Below are 18547 nucleotides of genomic sequence, written 5' to 3'. Positions count from 1 at the left end.
GGCTTTTCAAAGTCAGCTCAGGAGCGTTACTGCAGCAGAGAAATATCCGCTACGCGCAGGAACAGTTCGCGCAGTTTTGCGAGCATAGACAGACGGTTAATACGCAGATCTTTATCTTCCACGTTGACCATCACTTTCTCGAAGAACGCATCAACCGGTTCACGCAGTTCCGCCAACTCAACCAGCGCTTCCTGGTAACGACCAGCTGCAAAGACAGGCTCCAGCTTATCGCGCAGCACCACAACCTGCAGCGCCAGCGCAATTTCTTCCGGCTCTTTCAGCGTTGCCGAATTTACACGGTCATTCAGCGTCTCTTCAGACTTCGCTAGGATGTTCGATACACGCTTGTTCGCTGCAGCCAGCGCGGACGCGGCTTCCAGCGTACGGAAGTGCGAAACCGCCTTCATACGTGCGTCGAAATCAGCCGGACGAGTCGGACGACGCGCCAGTACTGCCTGAATGGTATCGACGGTGTAACCTTCATCCTGATACCAGGCGCGGAAGCGACCGAGCATAAAGTCGATCACATCATCCACCACGTTGGCGTTAGTCAGCTTGTCGCCATACAGACGAACCGCTTCTTCGGTCAACGTTTGTAGATCCAGATTCAGGTTCTTCTCAACGATGATGCGCAATACGCCCAGCGCGGCACGACGCAGCGCAAACGGGTCTTTGTCGCCTTTCGGATGCTGACCGATACCGAAGATACCCGCCAGGGTGTCCATCTTATCGGCAATCGCCACGGCACAGGCAACCGGGTTAGATGGCAGGTCATCACCGGCAAAACGCGGCTGATACTGCTCGTTCAGCGCCACAGCGACATCTTCCGCTTCACCATCGTGACGCGCGTAGTGCATGCCCATCACGCCCTGGGTATCGGTGAACTCGAAGACCATGTTGGTCATCAGGTCACACTTGGACAGCAGGCCAGCACGCGTTGCGTGGTTAACGTCAGCGCCAATCTGACCAGCAATCCAGCCCGCCAGCGCCTGGATACGGTCAGTCTTGTCGCGCAGCGTACCCAGTTGCTGTTGGAACAGCACGGTTTGCAGACGCGGCAGATGGTCTTCCAGACGTTTTTTACGGTCAGTATTGAAGAAGAATTCGGCATCCGCCAGACGCGGACGAACCACCTTCTCGTTACCGGAGATGATTTGCTGCGGGTCTTTGGATTCGATGTTGGCAACGAAGATAAAATTCGGCAGCAGTTTGCCGTCGTTCGCGTATACCGGGAAGTACTTCTGGTCACCTTTCATGGTGTGAACCAGCGCTTCGGACGGAACAGCGAGGAATTTCTCTTCGAACTTCGCGGTCAGCACGACCGGCCATTCCACCAGCGAGGTGACTTCTTCCAGCAGGCTTTCACTCAGATCGGCGTTGCCGCCAATTTTACGCGCCGCGTCTTCGGCATCGGCTTTGATTTTGGCTTTACGCTCAGCGTAATCCGCAATCACTTTGCCGCGCTCACGCAGAATTTCTGGGTACTGATCGGCATTATCGATGGTGAACTCCGGCTCGCCCATAAAGCGATGCCCGCGGATCACGCGATCGGACTGAATACCCAGAATAGTTGCCGGAATAACTTTGTCGCCCAGCAGCAAGGTCACGGTGTGAACCGGACGCACGAAGTGAACGTCAGACGCGCCCCAGCGCATCAGTTTCGGGATCGGCAGCTTCGCCAGTGAGGTGGCGATCATATTCGGCAGCAACGCTTCAGCGCTTTCGCCTTTCACATGCGCGCGATACAGCAGCCACTCGCCTTTGTCGGTGGTCAGACGCTCAGCCTGATCAACCGTGATGCCACAGCCACGCGCCCAACCTTCGGCCGCTTTGCTCGGTTTACCTTCGGCGTCAAACGCCTGGGCGATAGCCGGGCCGCGTTTTTCTACTTCACGGTCGGGTTGTGCTTCAGCCAGGGCAGCGACTTTCAACGCCAGACGACGCGGCGCGGCGAACCACTCCACGTTGCCGTGCGCGATGCCAGCATTATCCAGCTCCGCGGTAAAGTTCGCAGCAAAGGACTCAGCCAGGCTGCGCAGTGCTTTTGGTGGCAGCTCTTCAGTGCCGATTTCCACCAGAAAAGTTTTCTCAGACATGGCCGCCTCTTATTTGTCTTTGTTGCACATCGGGAAGCCAAGGGCTTCACGGGAAGCGTAGTAAGCTTCTGCCACTGCTTTGGTCAGGGTGCGAATACGCAGGATATAGCGCTGACGCTCGGTGACGGAGATGGCTTTACGCGCATCCAGCAGGTTGAAGCTATGGGCGGCTTTCAGAATACGTTCATACGCAGGCAGCGGCAGCGGATTTTCCAGCGCCAGCAGCTGCTGCGCTTCTTTCTCGTACTGCTCGAAGCAGGTGAACAGGAAGTCCACGTCGGCGTATTCGAAGTTGTAGGTGGATTGCTCCACTTCGTTCTGATGGAACACGTCGCCGTAAGTGGTTTTACCCAGCGGGCCGTCGCTCCAGACCAGGTCGTAAACGCTGTCTACGCCCTGAATGTACATGGCCAGACGTTCCAGACCGTAGGTAATTTCCCCGGTCACTGGTTTACATTCCAGACCACCAATCTGCTGGAAGTAGGTGAACTGCGTGACTTCCATGCCGTTCAGCCACACTTCCCAACCCAGACCCCAGGCACCCAGCGTTGGGTTTTCCCAGTTATCTTCCACGAAACGGATATCGTGAATGGTCGGGTCCATACCCAGCTCTTTCAGAGAACCCAGGTACAGCTCCTGAATGTTGTCCGGAGACGGCTTAATCACTACCTGGAACTGATAGTAGTGCTGTAAGCGGTTCGGGTTTTCGCCATAGCGGCCGTCGGTCGGACGACGAGAAGGCTGCACATAAGCAGTCGCCATCGGTTCCGGCCCCAGCGCCCGCAGGCAGGTCATTGGGTGAGATGTCCCCGCGCCGACTTCCATGTCCAATGGTTGAACGATGGTGCAGCCCTGGCGAGCCCAGTAATCCTGTAAGGTCAGGATCAAGCCCTGGAAGGTCCTGGTATCAAACTTTTGCATATTATTTCGTGCTGGATACGTGTGGATTTAAAGGAAGCGGTCAGTATACCCGCTGGCTGCAAGATATACAGTACGAAACGGGAAAAAGGGGGAACTTAGCGCATGGAAAGGTGTAAAAACTGCCCGTCTGCATCAAAAGAGCAGACAAAACTCTCTTTACGGAAGGTAGAACCACGCATCTCATAGCTGCCCTGAAATTGTTCCAGACCGGAGATATCAATTTTCTGCACACCAGTGTTGTAGATTTGTGCCGCCTCATTTTTACACAGTGACTCCATATCCAGCGAACGTGTTGCACTGACTTTGATCTTTTGCGCCTTCTGCGCGGGTGCAGGCGGCTGGGTGTCGGCGCACGCAACCAGTAAAAGGGTAACGATCGCGGAAAAGAAATACTTCATCATCATTTTATTAGCGCCTGGTTTGCTGGTCAGTCTTATTATTAAGTGTCTGGAAACGGATGCTATTTTGAGAATCTCATCAGACCATCTCAAGCTTTAGCGTAAGAACTCGGATTTTTCCAGTGAGCTACGCTCGCAAAATTTCGGTCAGACTTTTTTTAATGAATACAGAGGAACTGATGCAGCCCAAAATATTCTGGATTGATAACCTGCGCGGGATAGCCTGTCTCATGGTTGTGATGATCCACACCACGGCCTGGTACATCACCAATGCGCAAAGCGTCAGCCCATTGAATTGGGATCTGGCCAATGTGCTCAATTCAGCTTCTCGCGTCAGCGTCCCGTTGTTCTTTATGATTTCGGGCTATCTGTTTTTTGGCGAGCGCAGCGCCAAACCGCGCCATTTCATGCGCATTGCGCTCTGCATCCTGTTTTACAGCAGCGTGGCGCTGGCCTACATCCTGCTGTTTACCTCGATCAACGCTGAGCTGTCGCTGAAAAACCTGCTGCAAAAGCCGGTGTTCTATCACCTGTGGTTTTTCTTCGCGATCGCCGTAATCTACCTGGTTTCCCCGCTGATACAGGTAAAAAATATCAGCGGCAAGATGCTGCTGGCGCTTATGGTGGTGATTGGGGTGATTGCCAATCCCAATACCGTCTCACAAAAAATTGGCGGTTTTGAGTGGCTTCCCATCAACCTGTACATCAGTGGCGACACGTTCTACTACATCGTGTACGGTATGCTAGGCCGAGCGATTGGTATGATGGATACGCACAAGCGCGCACTTACCTGGCTCTGTGCGGCGTTGTTTATCATCGCAGTGTTTATTATTTCTCGAGGCACGTTGCATGAACTGCGTTGGCGAGGCAATTTTGCCGATACCTGGTATCTCTATTGCGGCCCGGCGGTGTTTATTTGTGCTGCCTCCCTCCTGACGCTGGTCAAAAATACGCTCAGTACGCGCACTCTGCCGGTACTGGGCCTTATTTCCCGCCACTCCCTGGGCATTTATGGCTTTCATGCGCTGATCATTCACGCGCTACGCACCAACGGTGTAGAACTCAAAAACTGGCCGCCGCTGGATATGCTGTGGATTTTTAGCGCCACGCTGGCGGGAAGTTTACTGTTGTCTGTATTGTTGCAGCGCATCGATACGCGCAGACTGGTGAGCTAACAATAAAAGCCCTCGATCGGTAACCATCGAGGGCATACGATCACTCCGTAAAATCGTCTGCGACTGCCAGCGTTTCTTTTGGATGCTCAAAGCCACTATCACGGATATTTTTCTGCACCGCAACGGTACCAAACAGGCTTAAAAAGAAGGCCAGGCCGTAAAACCCTTTCTCGTTTAGCAGCAGCGTGGCATTCCACAAACCGATAACCAACAATGCAACCGCAATAATAAACGCGGCAAGACAGGTTATGTAGTAAATCGGCGTAGTCGGGATCCCCTCATATTTATCCCGTACCGTCTTTTGATACGACGCAGCAGAAAACAAACCAAGCACCAAAACAGCAAAGTAATACCCCTTTTCGTTCAACTGCATATCGGCATTCCACAACCCCAGCAGATAAACCACAATGCCGCCGAGAAGCGCGACCCATGACACAATACTAAATGCCGGTGAATAAGTTGATGTCCTGTTTTCCATTTAGAGTTCCGGTCCTTTAGATAAATATTCTGCTGAACGCATGAGTAAAACTTGCCCCAGTAAACATACGATGAATGCCAGCGGGAACAGCCCCTTTTCGAGGGGTGATAATGGGACATTCAATACGCCCACCAACAGCACCCCTACCGTGATGAGCGCCACCATCTGACATACAGAGGCGAAGTGTTCATCGTTCTGATTGAGATTTTCTGCACGCTGATAAACGTACGTCACAAACATTCCCGTCATCAGCACGGCGAAAAAATAGCCTTTGCTACTCAATAACGGGCATGCCCGCCATAAGCCAATAACGTAAATAAATGCACCAGAGAAGAATAATATCCATGGCAACAGCCTTGTCGTCTTCATTGGGACCTCCTTATCCATCATGGATACAATATGAATAACCCACTAAAGACAACACAGAAAAGGCCACTACGCCGGACTTTCAGAATAAATTCATGCGCGCTAATTATTAATTAGATTGAAATATATATTTGATAAATCCCCGCTGTTTACCAGAGGGGATTTAGGGTCAGGACATCAGCGGGTGTAATTGCTGATAGATTCGGCGGAAGGTTTCCCGACGCTGTTGGTAAAGGGCATGGCGCTCGGCATCAGGATAATGCGCCTGCTCCAGCGTAAGCTGAGGTAGAAGGTCTGATAATGGCTGCTGCGCATTAATGGCAATCTGCGCCAGACGCGCCGCACCGAGAGCAGGACCAACATCGCCGCCGGTACGGTAATCCAACTGCAATCCGCTGATGTCAGACAGCATCTGACGCCAGTATTCGCTGCGCGCCCCGCCGCCAATCAGCGTAATGCTGGAGGGCTGCACGCCGCAGGCGTGTACCACGTCCATACCCTCAGCCAATGCAAAACCAACGCCTTCCAGCACCGCCTGTGCCAGCTCCGCCGGACCATGCTGATGCGTCAGACCGAAAAATACGCCCTTTGCCTGCGGGTTGTTGTGCGGCGTACGTTCACCGGACAGATAGGGTAAAAACCAGACCGGCTCAGCGTGTTCATCCGCCTGTTGCGCTGCGGCAATCAACGCAGGAACGCTCGCCAGTCCGGTTAATTTTGCCGCCCAGTCCAGGCAGGATGCCGCACTTAGCATCACAGACATCAGGTGCCATCGTTCAGGCAAGGCATGGCAAAAGCTATGGACCGCGCTTTCCGGTTTGCTGAGAAAGCCGTCGCTGACCGCAAAATAGACCCCGGAAGTACCCAGCGATAGCATCGCCTGACCGGCATTCATCATGCCCACGCCAACCGCCCCCGCTGCGTTATCCCCACCTCCGGCGACCACCGCAACCTCCTGCATTCCCCAGGCCCTGGCGACTGCTGGCAACAATGTTCCGGTAATCTCACTGCCTTCATAGAGCGCAGGCATATGCGCACGAGTCAGCTTACAGGCTTCCAGCATGACATCACTCCAGTCACGCTTCGCAACATCCAGCCACAGGGTACCAGCCGCATCAGACATATCGCTGGCGAAATCGCCGGTCATACGCAGGCGCAGGTAATCTTTCGGCAGCAGGACTTTATCAACCCGGCTAAAAATCTCCGGTTCGTGGCGCTGTACCCACAGCAGCTTTGGCGCGGTAAAGCCAGGCATCATCAGGTTGCCGGTGATGGCACGAGACTGCGGAACCAGGCTCTCCAGCATGACGCACTCTTCGGCGCAGCGACCATCGTTCCACAGGATAGCCGGGCGCAATACCTTCTGTTGTTCATCCAGTAGCGTCGCGCCGTGCATCTGTCCGGCAATCCCCAACGCTTTCACCTCGCGAAGTGAATGCTGCCGACCCAGGGCTTTCACAGCGCGATCCGTTGCCAGCCACCACTGCTCTGGGTCTTGTTCTGACCATAACGGGTGCGGGCGCGAGACGGTGAGTTTCTCTGTTTGCGAAGCGACCACATCGCCCTGCTCGTTGAGCAGAATGGCCTTTACGCCTGATGTGCCAAGATCTATCCCGATATACATAGGGCATCGTTCCTTAAAGAAAGGCCCGGTCGCGCGAGCTGACCGGGCTTACGGACATACTCAGAGACCCGTTATTTGTCGAACAAATAATGGTTCACCAGATTTTCCAGCAATTCCTGATGACCGCTCTGGTGCACTGGCGCCAGGTTGTGTTGTTCAGCGTACTGCGCAATTTCCGTCAGCGTCATCTGCCCTTTCAGAATTTGCTGGCCCAGCTCACCATTCCAACCGGCATAACGTTTAGCCACGCGCTGATCCAGACCACCGTCTTCAATCATACGCGCCGCAATTTTCAGCGACAGCGCCATGGTATCCATCGCACCAATATGACCATAGAACAGATCGTATTTATCGGTACTCTGACGACGAACCTTGGCATCGAAGTTCAGGCCACCGGTGGTGAAGCCGCCGGCTTTCAGGATTTCGTACATCACCAACGCATTCTCTTCTACGCTGTTCGGGAATTGGTCAGTGTCCCAGCCCAGTTGCGCGTCCCCACGGTTGGCATCGACAGAGCCAAACAGACCCAGCGCGATAGCGGTGGCGATTTCGTGATGGAACGAGTGACCCGCCAGCGTGGCGTGGTTGGCTTCGATATTCAGTTTGATCTCTTTTTCCAGACCGAACTGCTTGAGGAATCCGTATACGGTCGCCGCATCGTAATCGTACTGGTGCTTGGTCGGTTCCTGCGGCTTCGGCTCGATAAGCAAAGTGCCCTGGAAACCGGTTTTGTGTTTGTGTTCCACGACCAGTTGCATGAAGCGACCAATTTGCTCACGTTCCTGACGCAGATCGGTATTCAGCAGCGTTTCATAGCCTTCACGACCGCCCCACAGAACGTAGTTTTCACCGCCTAATTTATGCGTGGCATCCATAGCCGTAACCACCTGAGTGGCGGCCCAGCTGAACACTTCCGGATCCGGGTTCGTGGCCGCGCCCGCGCCGTAACGTGGGTTGGTGAAGCAGTTTGCCGTTCCCCACAGCAGCTTCACGCCGCTCTGCTCCTGTTTTGCCGCCAGTACATCAACCATCTGCGCGAAATTGTTTTTGTACTCTTTCAGCGACGCACCTTCCGGCGAGACATCCACGTCATGGAAGCAGTAGTAGGGCACGTTCAGTTTGTGGAAAAACTCGAACGCCACGTCCGCCTTGCGCTTCGCTAATTCCAGCGCTCCACCGGGCTGCTGCCACGGGCGATTAAATGCACCAACACCAAACATATCTGCACCATTCCAGCAGAAAGTGTGCCAGTAGCAGGCAGCAAATCGCAGGTGATCTTCCATACGCTTGCCTAACACTAACTCATCAGAGTTGTAGTGGCGAAATGCTAATGGATTAGTTGATTTGGTGCCTTCATAACGAACGCGCTCAAGCTGGTCAAAATAGGCTGGCATAATGAACTCCATAATCAGGTAATGCGGCGGGTGATGGATAATGTCGTAATATTGGGCACTCCCCACCCATTGCTCAATTATGTTATTTCATACTGCCATTGAGATAATTCACAAGTGTGCGCTACTTCTCAAAATAAAATCTGACCAATTTAAAAATTGTTACTTATCAAACTTAAATGCAACCCAGGTAACGAATCATTTAAAATACGATCCCGGTCATAAATCAAGAAATAAACCAAAAAACGTAATTGGAAGATAAAAATCTATAATTGCCTTCCCGCCGTTACCTGTTAAAACTCTGCTACGTCTTATGCTGTGATTGTTACTTTTACTGCTGTTTCTCCCCTACAAAAGGCATCACGATTATGAAGATGAAGAACATTTTACTTGCTGTTTGCACGTCCCTTTTACTCACCAGCGTCGCAGGTCATGCCAAAGAAGTAAAAATCGGTATGGCGATTGATGATCTCCGCCTGGAACGCTGGCAGAAAGATCGCGATATTTTCGTCAACAAAGCTGAATCGCTTGGTGCGAAAGTATTTGTACAATCAGCGAATGGTAATGAAGAAACCCAAATGTCGCAGATTGAAAACATGATAAACCGGGGCGTGGATGTCCTTGTGATAATCCCTTACAACGGCCAGGTATTAAGCAATGTTATCAAAGAAGCAAAACAAGAAGGGATCAAGGTGCTGGCTTACGATCGCATGATCAATGATGCTGACATCGATTTTTATATCTCTTTCGATAATGAAAAAGTAGGTGAATTACAGGCTCAATCATTAGTCAATATTGTTCCCGAAGGGAATTATTTCCTGATGGGTGGCTCACCCGTTGATAACAACGCGAAGCTGTTCCGCGCTGGACAAATGAAAGTATTAAAACCGTATATCGACAGCGGAAAAATTAAGGTGGTGGGCGATCAATGGGTTGACGGCTGGTTACCGGAGAATGCGTTGAAGATTATGGAAAATGCGCTAACCGCCAACAATAACAAAATTGACGCAGTAGTTGCCTCAAATGACGCCACAGCTGGCGGTGCGATTCAGGCGCTGAGTGCGCAAGGATTATCAGGAAAAGTCGCTATTTCCGGACAAGATGCTGACCTTGCAGGCATCAAGCGCATTGTCGCCGGGACTCAAACCATGACGGTTTATAAACCTATTACATTGCTCGCAAATACTGCTGCGGAAATCGCCGTCGAACTGGGAAATGATCAACAGCCTAAAGCAGATACTTCGCTGAATAATGGCCTGAAAGATGTCCCTTCCCGACTACTCACACCTATTGATGTTAACAAAGACAATATTAACGAGACCGTCATTAAAGACGGATTCCACAAGAAAAGCGATCTGTAAGCCATGTGCCCTCTGCAAATCAGAGGGCAATAAAACGTGGTGTCAAATTCGCCACGGATAAACGTGAATGTCCACGCAGGGTTCTCTTATTGGCTTATGTGGAGCAGTTATGCCATATCTTCTTGAAATGAAAAACATTACCAAGACATTCGGCGTAGTGAAGGCGGTTGATAACGTTAGCCTTAGGATCAATGCTGGCGAAATCATTTCATTATGCGGTGAAAATGGTTCGGGTAAATCGACGCTAATGAAAGTTCTGTGCGGAATTTACCCGCATGGAACCTACGAAGGCGAGATCATTTTTGCTGGCGAAGCCATCCGTGCCAGCCATATTCGTGATACCGAACGTAAGGGTATTGCGATCATCCACCAGGAATTAGCCCTGGTGAAAGAGTTAACAATACTGGAAAATATTTTCCTCGGTAACGAAATGACCCGTAACGGCGTTCTTGATTACGAGATGATGACGTTACGCTGTCAAAAATTACTCGATCAGGTCAGTTTGTCTATTTCGCCAGATACGCGCGTGGGCGATTTAGGATTAGGGCAACAACAGCTGGTAGAAATTGCAAAAGCGCTGAATAAGCAGGTCCGCTTACTTATTCTGGATGAACCAACGGCCTCCCTCACCGAGCAGGAAACTGCAATACTGCTGAATATTATACGTGACCTACAACAGCATGATATCGCCTGCATTTATATTTCACACAAACTGAATGAAGTTAAGGCCATCTCGAATACCATTTGCGTTATTCGCGACGGTAAACACATCGGCACACGCGATGCGACCAACATGACTGAAGACGATATTATCACCATGATGGTTGGTCGTGAGCTCACCGCACTTTACCCCAGCGAGCCTCATACCACGGGAGAAGAGATTTTACGGGTTGAGAATCTGACAGCCTGGCATCCCGTCAATCGCCATATAAAACGCGTCAACGACATTTCTTTCTCACTCAAGCAGGGCGAAATTCTCGGCATTGCCGGACTCGTCGGTGCAGGACGTACCGAAGCCGTACAGTGTCTGTTTGGCGTCTGGTCTGGTCGTTGGGAGGGAAAGATTTTTATTGAAGGCACTCAGGTGCATATCCATAACTGCCAGCAAGCTATTGCTCATGGCATCGCCATGGTGCCTGAAGACAGAAAAAAAGATGGCATTGTTCCGGTGATGGCTGTGGGGAAAAATATCACGCTGGCTGCACTCGATAAATTTACCGGGGGCATGAGCCATCTTGATGATGCCGCTGAACAAAAATGCATTCTGGAATCGCTTCAACAGCTCAAAGTAAAAACATCGTCCCCCGACCTTGCGATCGGGCGTCTGAGCGGAGGGAATCAGCAAAAAGCGATTCTCGCACGTTGCCTCCTGTTAAATCCCCGGATTCTCATTCTTGATGAACCCACCAGGGGTATTGATATCGGCGCCAAATATGAAATCTACAAACTCATCAACCAGCTCGTCCAGGAAGGCATTGCCGTGATTGTCATCTCCTCTGAATTACCTGAAGTGCTCGGACTAAGCGATCGCATCCTCGTGATGCATGAAGGAAAACTGAAAGCTAACCTGGTAAATCATAACCTGACTCAGGAGCAGGTGATGGAAGCCGCATTAAGGAGCGAACATCATGTCGAAAAACAATCCGTCTGAAGCGAAACTTTCTCCCTCTATCACAGGTGGTTTCCCAGCAATAAAATCGCTTAACTTGCAAGTCTTCGTCATGATTGCGGCGATTATCGTGATTATGCTGTTTTTCACGTGGACCACTGATGGCGCATACCTGAGCGCACGTAATGTCTCGAACCTGCTTCGACAGACTGCGATTACCGGTATTCTTGCCGTGGGTATGGTGTTTGTGATCATTTCCGCTGAAATCGATCTCTCTGTCGGTTCCATGATGGGATTATTGGGCGGCGTAGCGGCGATCTGTGATGTTTGGCTAGGCTGGCCTTTACCGCTGACGGTGATCGTAACCCTGACTCTGGGATTGCTCCTCGGGGCATGGAATGGATGGTGGGTTGCTTACCGCAAGGTTCCGTCGTTTATCGTCACCCTTGCGGGAATGCTGGCTTTCCGCGGTATTCTGATTGGCATCACCAACGGCACCACCGTATCCCCCACCAGCGCAGCAATGTCTCAGATTGGTCAGAGCTACTTGTCTGATGGCACAGGCTTTGTCATCGGTGCTCTCGGCTTAATGGCGTTTGTTGGCTGGCAATGGCGAGGCCGTATGCGTCGCCAGGCGTTAGGCCTTGCCACTCCCGCATCAACGTCGGCTGTGGGTCGCCAGGCATTCACAGCCATTGTCGTCTTAGGGGCAATCTGGCTATTAAACGATTATCGTGGTGTTCCAACGCCCGTCCTGCTGCTGACGCTGCTGCTGCTCGGTGGGATGTTTATGGCCACGCGCACGGCATTCGGTCGGAGAATTTACGCCATTGGCGGGAACCTGGAAGCCGCCCGCCTTTCTGGTATCAACGTTGAACGCACCAAACTTGCCGTCTTCGCTATTAATGGTTTGATGGTCGCCATTGCCGGGCTCATTCTTAGCTCCCGGCTTGGCGCAGGTTCCCCTTCCGCAGGGAACATTGCAGAACTGGATGCCATTGCCGCATGTGTCATCGGGGGAACCAGCCTGGCGGGAGGGGTCGGGAGTGTTGCCGGCGCCGTCATGGGCGCATTCATTATGGCTTCTCTCGATAATGGAATGAGTATGATGGACGTCCCCACCTTCTGGCAATACATAGTGAAAGGAGCGATATTGTTGTTGGCGGTATGGATGGACTCAGCAACCAAACGTCGTTCCTGAATTTAAGAAGTGGGTGTATCTCAATGCCGGTTAATGCAACCGGCATTGTCTTATCTACATGATTCAGCAGGAAAAGAACCATGTTTTATAAACGTCATCGTATTACGTTGTTATTTAATGCCAATAAAGCCTACGACCGTCAGGTGGTTGAAGGGGTTGGCGAGTATCTGCAAGCGTCGCAATCGGAGTGGGATATCTTCATAGAAGAAGATTTTCGTGCTCGCATTGATAACATTAAAGAGTGGTTAGGCGACGGCGTTATTGCCGATTATGACGATGATGATATTGCGCAATTACTTGTCGATGTGGATGTTCCGATCATTGGCGTTGGGGGTTCCTACCATCTGCAGCAAGATTATCCACCAGTACATTACATTGCCACCGACAACCACGCGCTGGTAGAAAGCGCCTTCCTGCATCTGAAAGAGAAAGGGATTAACCGGTTTGCATTTTATGGTCTTCCGGCTTCAAGCGGTAAACGCTGGGCCGCAGAACGTGAATATGCGTTTTGCCAGTTGGTTGCCAAAGAGAAGTACCGCGGCGTGGTGTATCAAGGTCTGGAAACCGCGCCAGAAAACTGGCAGCACGCGCAAAATAGGCTGGCGGACTGGCTGCAAACCTTACCTCCACAAACCGGGATTATCGCCGTCACCGACGCACGTGCGCGGCACGTTCTGCAGGCCTGTGAACATCTGCATATTCCGGTACCGGAAAAACTGTGCGTCATTGGTATCGATAACGAAGAGCTGACCCGTTACCTGTCACGAGTCGCCTTGTCCTCCGTCGCTCAGGGGGCCAGACAAATGGGGTATCAGGCAGCCAAACTACTCCACCGCCTGCTGGCTCACGAAGAGATTCCCCTACAGCGCATTCTGGTTCCTCCTGTACGCGTTGTTGCGCGTCAGTCTACAGATTATCGTTCACTTACCGATCCTGCCGTTATTCAGGCGATGCATTACATTCGCAACCATGCCTGCAAAGGTATCAAGGTTGATCAAGTGTTGGACTCAGTAGGGATTTCACGTTCGAATCTGGAGAAACGCTTTAAAGAAGAGGTCGGAGAGACCATTCACGCCGTGATTCATGCCGAAAAGCTGGAAAAGGCGCGCAGCCTGTTGATTTCTACCACGCTTTCAATCAACGAAATTTCACAGATGTGCGGCTACCCATCTCTGCAGTATTTCTATTCGGTATTCAAGAAAGAGTACGACACGACGCCAAAAGAGTATCGCGATGTGAACAGTGAAGTGTTGCTATAAAGATGATAGCCGGAGGGCGAAGTCGCCATCCGGCACTCGAAATTACATATGCGCGGCGATTAAACGCTGGTTGTCCTGATACATTGCGAACAGATAGTTGTTATAACTCTGTCCCTTAGTGGAATAACCCTTCAGCTTATGGATCATCGCGGTGGCGGTGACTTCCTGATCGGCTTTACGCAACTGCGCACGTGACTTACGGAAGGAAGAGTAGGCCGGATGCGTATTCAAATTAATGACGTAAGCATTCACCGACTCTTTCACTGATTCAAACTGTGAGTAGCCTTTCACCTTACCCGGTGCATTGTTACAACGACCCTTGCCACATTTCATGCCAAACAGGTTGTTGTTGCTACGCGCCAGCTTCGACGTACCCCAGCCGCTTTCTGCCGCAGCCATGGTTGCCACCATACTGGTCGGGATAATGTCTACACGCTCAAGCAGCGTATTCCACGGAATTTTACGCGTGTTACCAGACCAGTTCACCTTGTAGCGCTTCGCGATGTCTTTCATACGCGTACGCTCAGTCGGTGACCAGCGGTTCTGGTACTGTTTTGAAATCAGCCAGTTACGGTCCGCCGTAATGGCAGCATTTTGACTGGTAATATAAGGCATAACCGTCCGGAGAAACGCTTTTTTCCTTGGTGTTCCGGAAGGGTATTTTCGCAAATCAGGAAGTGAACTACTCTTTGCACTATTGCGAGAATACTCTTGTTTACTGCTAACCTGTTTATTACTTGCCTTGGTTATCTGGGGCTTGTGACTCGTTGTCGCCGTGTGTGTCTTTGCCAGCACCTCACCCGAAAATGCAACGGTGAGTAACATAAGAATCATTGCCCCATATCGTCGAATGGGAGTCAATATCATTAGGTCTCCTGGTCGGATTTATACATTCCAACACCTTATATTTTTCACAAAAATGAGAGATGAATCTCAAATCATATCAAAAATAGCCGTCAAGAGCACCCACAGGAATAGTCCAATTCTGAAACTATGTCACGTATTAACAGTTCTGGGTGCCATTAATTCGAAGAAAATGTGGAGGTTATCGCAAAATCAGTTCATTTTTTGCGCGCGGTCGCTCACCCTCACTTCTCCTCCTGGCGGAATCAACTCAAAGGAGGAGTTTCCGGCCTGATTTCACTGGCAAACTGGCGAAAATCGCAGCATCAAGGACAGCACTATGAAACTTGCCGCCGTTGCGCTGGCGCTAATGCCCGGCATTGCCATCGCCTCATCATGGACGTCTCAAGGACTTCCCACCTTCGAAGCGGAAGGTACGGGTAAATTCGTCAGCCATGCAGCGTTGACGAAGGGTACCCGTCCTTTAACCCTGAATTTTGACCAACAGTGCTGGCAGCCTGCTGATGCGATAAAACTCAACCAGATGCTGTCGCTAAAACCTTGTGAAGGCACGCCGCCACAGTGGCGTTTATTCAAAGACGGCGATTACACGCTGGAAATCGATACCCGCTCCGGTACGCCGACGCTGATGCTGTTGGTAAAAAGTGCTAAGGACACCGTCACCACCCAGATTCGCCAATGCCCGAAATGGGACGGTTCACCCTTAACGCTGGACGTGAGCCAGACCTTCCCGGAAGGTGCCGTGGTGCGTGATTTCTACAGCCAGCAAACGGCAACGGTAAAAAACGGGTCGATTACCCTACAGCCCGCCGCAACCAGTAACGGGCTGTTGCTACTGGAACGGGCGGAAACCGATGCCCCCGCAGCCTTCGACTGGCATAACGCCACGGTGTATTTCGTCCTGACGGACCGCTTTGTGAATGGCGATCCGAGTAACGACCATAGCTATGGGCGTCGCAACGACGGCATGCAGGAAATTGGCACGTTCCACGGTGGCGATTTGCGCGGGCTCGCCAGCAAACTCGACTACCTGCAACAGTTAGGCGTCAACGCCCTGTGGATCAGCGCGCCGTTTGAGCAAATCCACGGCTGGGTCGGCGGTGGCGCCAAAGGGGACTTCCCCCATTACGCTTACCACGGCTACTACACCCAGGACTGGACCACGCTTGACGCCAATATGGGAAACGAAGCGGACCTGCGCGCGCTGGTTGATGGCGCACACCAGCGCGGCATCCGTGTCTTGTTTGATGTGGTGATGAACCATACCGGCTACGCCACGCTGGCGGATATGCAGGAGTATCAGTTTGGGGCACTGTACCTATCGGGCGATGAACTGAAAAAAACGCTCGGGGAACGCTGGACGGACTGGCAGCCATCCGCCGGGCAAAGCTGGCACAGTTTCAATGATTACATCAACTTTAGCGATAAAGCTGGTTGGGAAAAATGGTGGGGAAAAAACTGGATCCGCACCGATATTGGCGATTACGACAATCCTGGCTTTGACGACCTGACGATGTCGCTGGCTTTCCTGCCCGATCTGAAAACCGAATCCACCACGCCTTCCGGGCTGCCAAACTTTTATCAGCACAAGCCGGATACGCACGCCAAAGCCATCGCCGGTTACACGCCCCGGGATTATCTGACGCACTGGCTCAGTCAGTGGGTGCGTGATTATGGGATTGACGGCTTTCGGGTCGACACCGCTAAACACGTCGAGCTTCCCGCCTGGCAGCAGCTAAAAACACAAGCCAGCGCGGCGCTGGTCGAATGGAAGAAAGCCAATCCGGAAAAAGCGCTGGATGATAACCCCTTCTGGATGACTGGCGAGGCCTGGGGTCACGGTGTGATGCAAAGCGACTATTACCGTCACGGCTTCGATGCGATGATCAATTTCGACTACCAGGAGCAGGCGGCAAAGGCCGTCGATTGTCTGGCAAATATGGACCCCACCTGGCAGCAGATGGCGGATAAATTGCAGGACTTCAACGTCCTGAGCTATCTCTCCTCGCACGATACACGTCTGTTCCGCGAAGGTGGAGACAACGCCGCCGAGCTATTGCTGCTGGCACCTGGCGCGGTTCAACTCTTTTATGGCGACGAGTCGGCCCGCCCCTTTGGCCCAACCGGCTCAGACCCATTACAGGGTACGCGCTCAGAAATGAACTGGCAGGATGTGACCGGGAAATCTGCCGCCAGCGTCGCCCACTGGCAGCGAATCAGTCAGTTCAGGGCCAGGCATCCCGCCATTGGCGCCGGTAAACAAATCACGCTGCCGCTGACGCAGGGATACGGATTTATTCGTGAGCATGGCGACGATAAGGTGATGGTGGTGTGGGCCGGTCAGCCCTGATCCCGGCAGGCTTCTCGCTGTGCACGCAGCGGGAAGCCTTACTCAACATTAAAAACCAGCCAAATAAAAATCAGTAGCACAAAATCTCAATCCGGCCTGCTACCCCTGATTTGCACCCTGCCATGGGTAGCGCTATGGTTAGCCACTTTACTACTCAGTTCGACAGACCACCTGCTATGACATTCTCACTTTTTGGCGACAAATTTACCCGCCATTCAGGCATCACACGCCTGATGGAGGACCTTAACGACGGTTTACGCACCCCAGGCGCCATCATGCTCGGTGGCGGCAATCCGGCGCAAATTCCAGAGATGCAAAATTACTTTCAATCTCTGCTGGCAGATATGCTGGAAAACGGCAAAGCCACTGATGCGCTTTGCAATTACGATGGTCCACAAGGTAAAACCGAGCTGCTGACTGAGCTGGCGAAACTGCTACGTGAGAAGCAGGGTTGGGATATCGAGCCACAAAATATTGCACTGACAAATGGCAGTCAGAGCGCATTTTTCTACTTATTCAATCTGTTCGCCGGACGCCGCGCCGACGGAACAACGCAAAAAGTGTTGTTCCCGTTAGCTCCGGAATACATTGGCTATGCCGATTCCGGGCTGGAAGAGGATCTCTTTGTCTCCGCGCGTCCAAATATCGAACTGTTACCAGAAGGTCAGTTTAAGTATCACGTTGATTTTGAACACCTGCACATCGGTGAAGAGACGGGCATGATCTGCGTGTCACGTCCGACAAACCCGACAGGCAACGTGATCACCGATGAAGAGCTGATGAAGCTGGACCGGCTGGCCAACCAGCATGGGATCCCGCTGGTGATTGATAACGCCTATGGCGTACCGTTCCCCGGCATCATCTTTAGCGAAGCGCGCCCGCTGTGGAACCCCAACATTGTGCTGTGCATGAGCCTTTCCAAGCTGGGTCTGCCAGGCTCCCGCTGCGGCATCATTATCGCGAATGATAAAATCATCACCGCCATCACCAACATGAACGGCATTATCAGCCTCGCGCCTGGCGGAATGGGTCCGGCAATCATGTGCGAAATGATTAAGCGCAACGACCTTCTGCGTCTGTCCGAGACGGTGATTAAGCCGTTTTATTATCAGCGCGTTCAGGAGACGATTGCGATCATTCGCCGCTATTTATCTGAAGATCGGTGCCTTATTCATAAACCGGAGGGCGCGATTTTCCTGTGGTTATGGTTCAAAGATTTGCCTATCACCACCGAACTGTTGTATCAGCGTCTGAAAGCGCGCGGCGTGCTGATGGTTCCCGGTGATTACTTCTTCCCTGGTCTGGATAAACCCTGGCCGCATACGCATCAGTGCATGCGGATGAACTACGTGCCAGAACCTGAGAAAATCGAAGCTGGAGTGAAGATTCTGGCTGAAGAGATCGAACGCGCCTGGCAGGAAGGCTAACGCAAGTCCCGACCTAACCACAGGTCG

The 18547-nt window shown here is 52.0% G+C and carries 15 protein-coding genes; 7 read left to right on the top strand and 8 right to left on the bottom strand.

Annotated elements, in window-relative coordinates; translation table 11 throughout:
* Positions 1–26 precede the first annotated feature (26 nt).
* The 3 genes from glyS to OGW44_RS07485 form a co-directional block, all read right to left on the bottom strand.
* On the bottom strand, positions 27–2096 hold the full coding sequence (glyS, locus tag OGW44_RS07495) for a glycine--tRNA ligase subunit beta (protein WP_016157728.1): 2070 nt from the start codon (positions 2094–2096) through the stop codon (positions 27–29).
* Positions 2097–2105: 9 nt separating this feature from the next.
* Positions 2106–3017, bottom strand: a complete 912-nt coding sequence (glyQ, locus tag OGW44_RS07490; RefSeq protein WP_185654918.1) for a glycine--tRNA ligase subunit alpha — start codon at positions 3015–3017, stop codon at positions 2106–2108.
* A 95-nt stretch (positions 3018–3112) separates the two neighbouring features.
* Positions 3113–3421 carry a YsaB family lipoprotein gene (locus tag OGW44_RS07485; RefSeq protein ID WP_016154920.1) on the bottom strand — a complete coding sequence of 103 codons (309 nt, stop codon included), beginning with the start codon at positions 3419–3421 and terminating at the stop codon, positions 3113–3115.
* Between the two features lie 173 nt (positions 3422–3594).
* Between OGW44_RS07485 and OGW44_RS07480 the strand changes: the two genes are divergently transcribed.
* A complete protein-coding gene (locus OGW44_RS07480; protein ID WP_109017937.1) occupies positions 3595–4590 on the top strand; it encodes an acyltransferase in 996 nt (331 codons plus the stop codon).
* 40 nt (positions 4591–4630) lie between these two features.
* On the opposite strand, the gene yiaA is transcribed toward OGW44_RS07480, so the two are convergent.
* The 4 genes from yiaA to xylA all read right to left on the bottom strand — a co-directional run bounded on the left by yiaA (position 4631) and on the right by xylA (position 8452).
* Complete coding sequence (gene yiaA, locus OGW44_RS07475; RefSeq protein ID WP_016154922.1) at positions 4631–5068, bottom strand: inner membrane protein YiaA; 438 nt, start codon at positions 5066–5068, stop codon at positions 4631–4633.
* Positions 5069–5437: an inner membrane protein YiaB gene (gene yiaB, locus OGW44_RS07470; protein WP_103283330.1), complete on the bottom strand. Its 369-nt coding sequence runs from the start codon at positions 5435–5437 to the stop codon at positions 5069–5071.
* A gap of 166 nt (positions 5438–5603) precedes the next feature.
* Positions 5604–7058, bottom strand: a complete 1455-nt coding sequence (gene xylB, locus OGW44_RS07465; protein ID WP_185654917.1) for a xylulokinase — start codon at positions 7056–7058, stop codon at positions 5604–5606.
* A 71-nt stretch (positions 7059–7129) separates the two neighbouring features.
* Entirely contained in the window at positions 7130–8452 is a 1323-nt protein-coding gene (gene xylA, locus OGW44_RS07460) for a xylose isomerase (protein WP_185654916.1), read from the bottom strand.
* Between the two features lie 365 nt (positions 8453–8817).
* Between xylA and xylF the strand changes: the two genes are divergently transcribed.
* From xylF to xylR, 4 genes are all read left to right on the top strand, one after another.
* Entirely contained in the window at positions 8818–9810 is a 993-nt protein-coding gene (xylF, locus tag OGW44_RS07455; RefSeq protein ID WP_016154926.1) for a D-xylose ABC transporter substrate-binding protein, read from the top strand.
* Between the two features lie 109 nt (positions 9811–9919).
* On the top strand, positions 9920–11461 hold the full coding sequence (locus tag OGW44_RS07450; RefSeq protein WP_046275786.1) for a xylose ABC transporter ATP-binding protein: 1542 nt from the start codon (positions 9920–9922) through the stop codon (positions 11459–11461).
* Positions 11439–12620, top strand: a complete 1182-nt coding sequence (gene xylH, locus OGW44_RS07445; protein WP_016154928.1) for a xylose ABC transporter permease XylH — start codon at positions 11439–11441, stop codon at positions 12618–12620. The genes OGW44_RS07450 and xylH overlap by 23 nt, the downstream gene beginning before the upstream one ends.
* 80 nt (positions 12621–12700) lie before the next feature.
* Positions 12701–13879 (top strand): D-xylose utilization transcriptional activator XylR, encoded by a 1179-nt coding sequence (gene xylR / locus OGW44_RS07440; protein WP_016154929.1) that lies wholly within the window; start codon positions 12701–12703, stop codon positions 13877–13879.
* A gap of 42 nt (positions 13880–13921) precedes the next feature.
* Here xylR and OGW44_RS07435 read toward each other — a convergent pair whose 3' ends face one another.
* Positions 13922–14746 (bottom strand): protein bax, encoded by an 825-nt coding sequence (locus tag OGW44_RS07435; protein WP_016154930.1) that lies wholly within the window; start codon positions 14744–14746, stop codon positions 13922–13924.
* A 316-nt stretch (positions 14747–15062) separates the two neighbouring features.
* On the opposite strand from OGW44_RS07435, the gene malS reads away from it, so the two are divergent.
* On the top strand, positions 15063–17093 hold the full coding sequence (gene malS, locus OGW44_RS07430; RefSeq protein ID WP_080859287.1) for an alpha-amylase: 2031 nt from the start codon (positions 15063–15065) through the stop codon (positions 17091–17093).
* Positions 17094–17269: 176 nt separating this feature from the next.
* The gene (gene avtA, locus OGW44_RS07425) at positions 17270–18520 is read left to right on the top strand and encodes a valine--pyruvate transaminase (RefSeq protein ID WP_353622526.1); all 1251 of its coding nucleotides are present in this window, start codon (positions 17270–17272) and stop codon (positions 18518–18520) included.
* Positions 18521–18547 lie beyond the last annotated feature (27 nt).

This window comes from Citrobacter sp. Cb023 (genome assembly GCF_030336805.1).
Lineage (GTDB): Bacteria > Pseudomonadota > Gammaproteobacteria > Enterobacterales > Enterobacteriaceae > Citrobacter > Citrobacter braakii.
The sequence above is the reverse complement of the archived record's forward strand: the minus strand, read 5'-3'. Positions and strand labels throughout refer to the sequence as shown.

Excerpts from the sequence above, each read along its gene's own strand:
- glyS (WP_016157728.1), bottom strand. The coding sequence starts at position 2,096 with ATGTCTGAGAAAACTTTTCTGGTGGAAATCGGCACTGAAGAGCTGCCA.
- glyQ (WP_185654918.1), bottom strand. The coding sequence starts at position 3,017 with ATGCAAAAGTTTGATACCAGGACCTTCCAGGGCTTGATCCTGACCTTA.
- OGW44_RS07485 (WP_016154920.1), bottom strand. The coding sequence starts at position 3,421 with ATGATGATGAAGTATTTCTTTTCCGCGATCGTTACCCTTTTACTGGTT.
- OGW44_RS07480 (WP_109017937.1), top strand. The coding sequence starts at position 3,595 with ATGCAGCCCAAAATATTCTGGATTGATAACCTGCGCGGGATAGCCTGT.
- yiaA (WP_016154922.1), bottom strand. The coding sequence starts at position 5,068 with ATGGAAAACAGGACATCAACTTATTCACCGGCATTTAGTATTGTGTCA.
- yiaB (WP_103283330.1), bottom strand. The coding sequence starts at position 5,437 with ATGAAGACGACAAGGCTGTTGCCATGGATATTATTCTTCTCTGGTGCA.
- xylB (WP_185654917.1), bottom strand. The coding sequence starts at position 7,058 with ATGTATATCGGGATAGATCTTGGCACATCAGGCGTAAAGGCCATTCTG.
- xylA (WP_185654916.1), bottom strand. The coding sequence starts at position 8,452 with ATGCCAGCCTATTTTGACCAGCTTGAGCGCGTTCGTTATGAAGGCACC.
- xylF (WP_016154926.1), top strand. The coding sequence starts at position 8,818 with ATGAAGATGAAGAACATTTTACTTGCTGTTTGCACGTCCCTTTTACTC.
- OGW44_RS07450 (WP_046275786.1), top strand. The coding sequence starts at position 9,920 with ATGCCATATCTTCTTGAAATGAAAAACATTACCAAGACATTCGGCGTA.
- xylH (WP_016154928.1), top strand. The coding sequence starts at position 11,439 with ATGTCGAAAAACAATCCGTCTGAAGCGAAACTTTCTCCCTCTATCACA.
- xylR (WP_016154929.1), top strand. The coding sequence starts at position 12,701 with ATGTTTTATAAACGTCATCGTATTACGTTGTTATTTAATGCCAATAAA.
- OGW44_RS07435 (WP_016154930.1), bottom strand. The coding sequence starts at position 14,746 with ATGATATTGACTCCCATTCGACGATATGGGGCAATGATTCTTATGTTA.
- malS (WP_080859287.1), top strand. The coding sequence starts at position 15,063 with ATGAAACTTGCCGCCGTTGCGCTGGCGCTAATGCCCGGCATTGCCATC.
- avtA (WP_353622526.1), top strand. The coding sequence starts at position 17,270 with ATGACATTCTCACTTTTTGGCGACAAATTTACCCGCCATTCAGGCATC.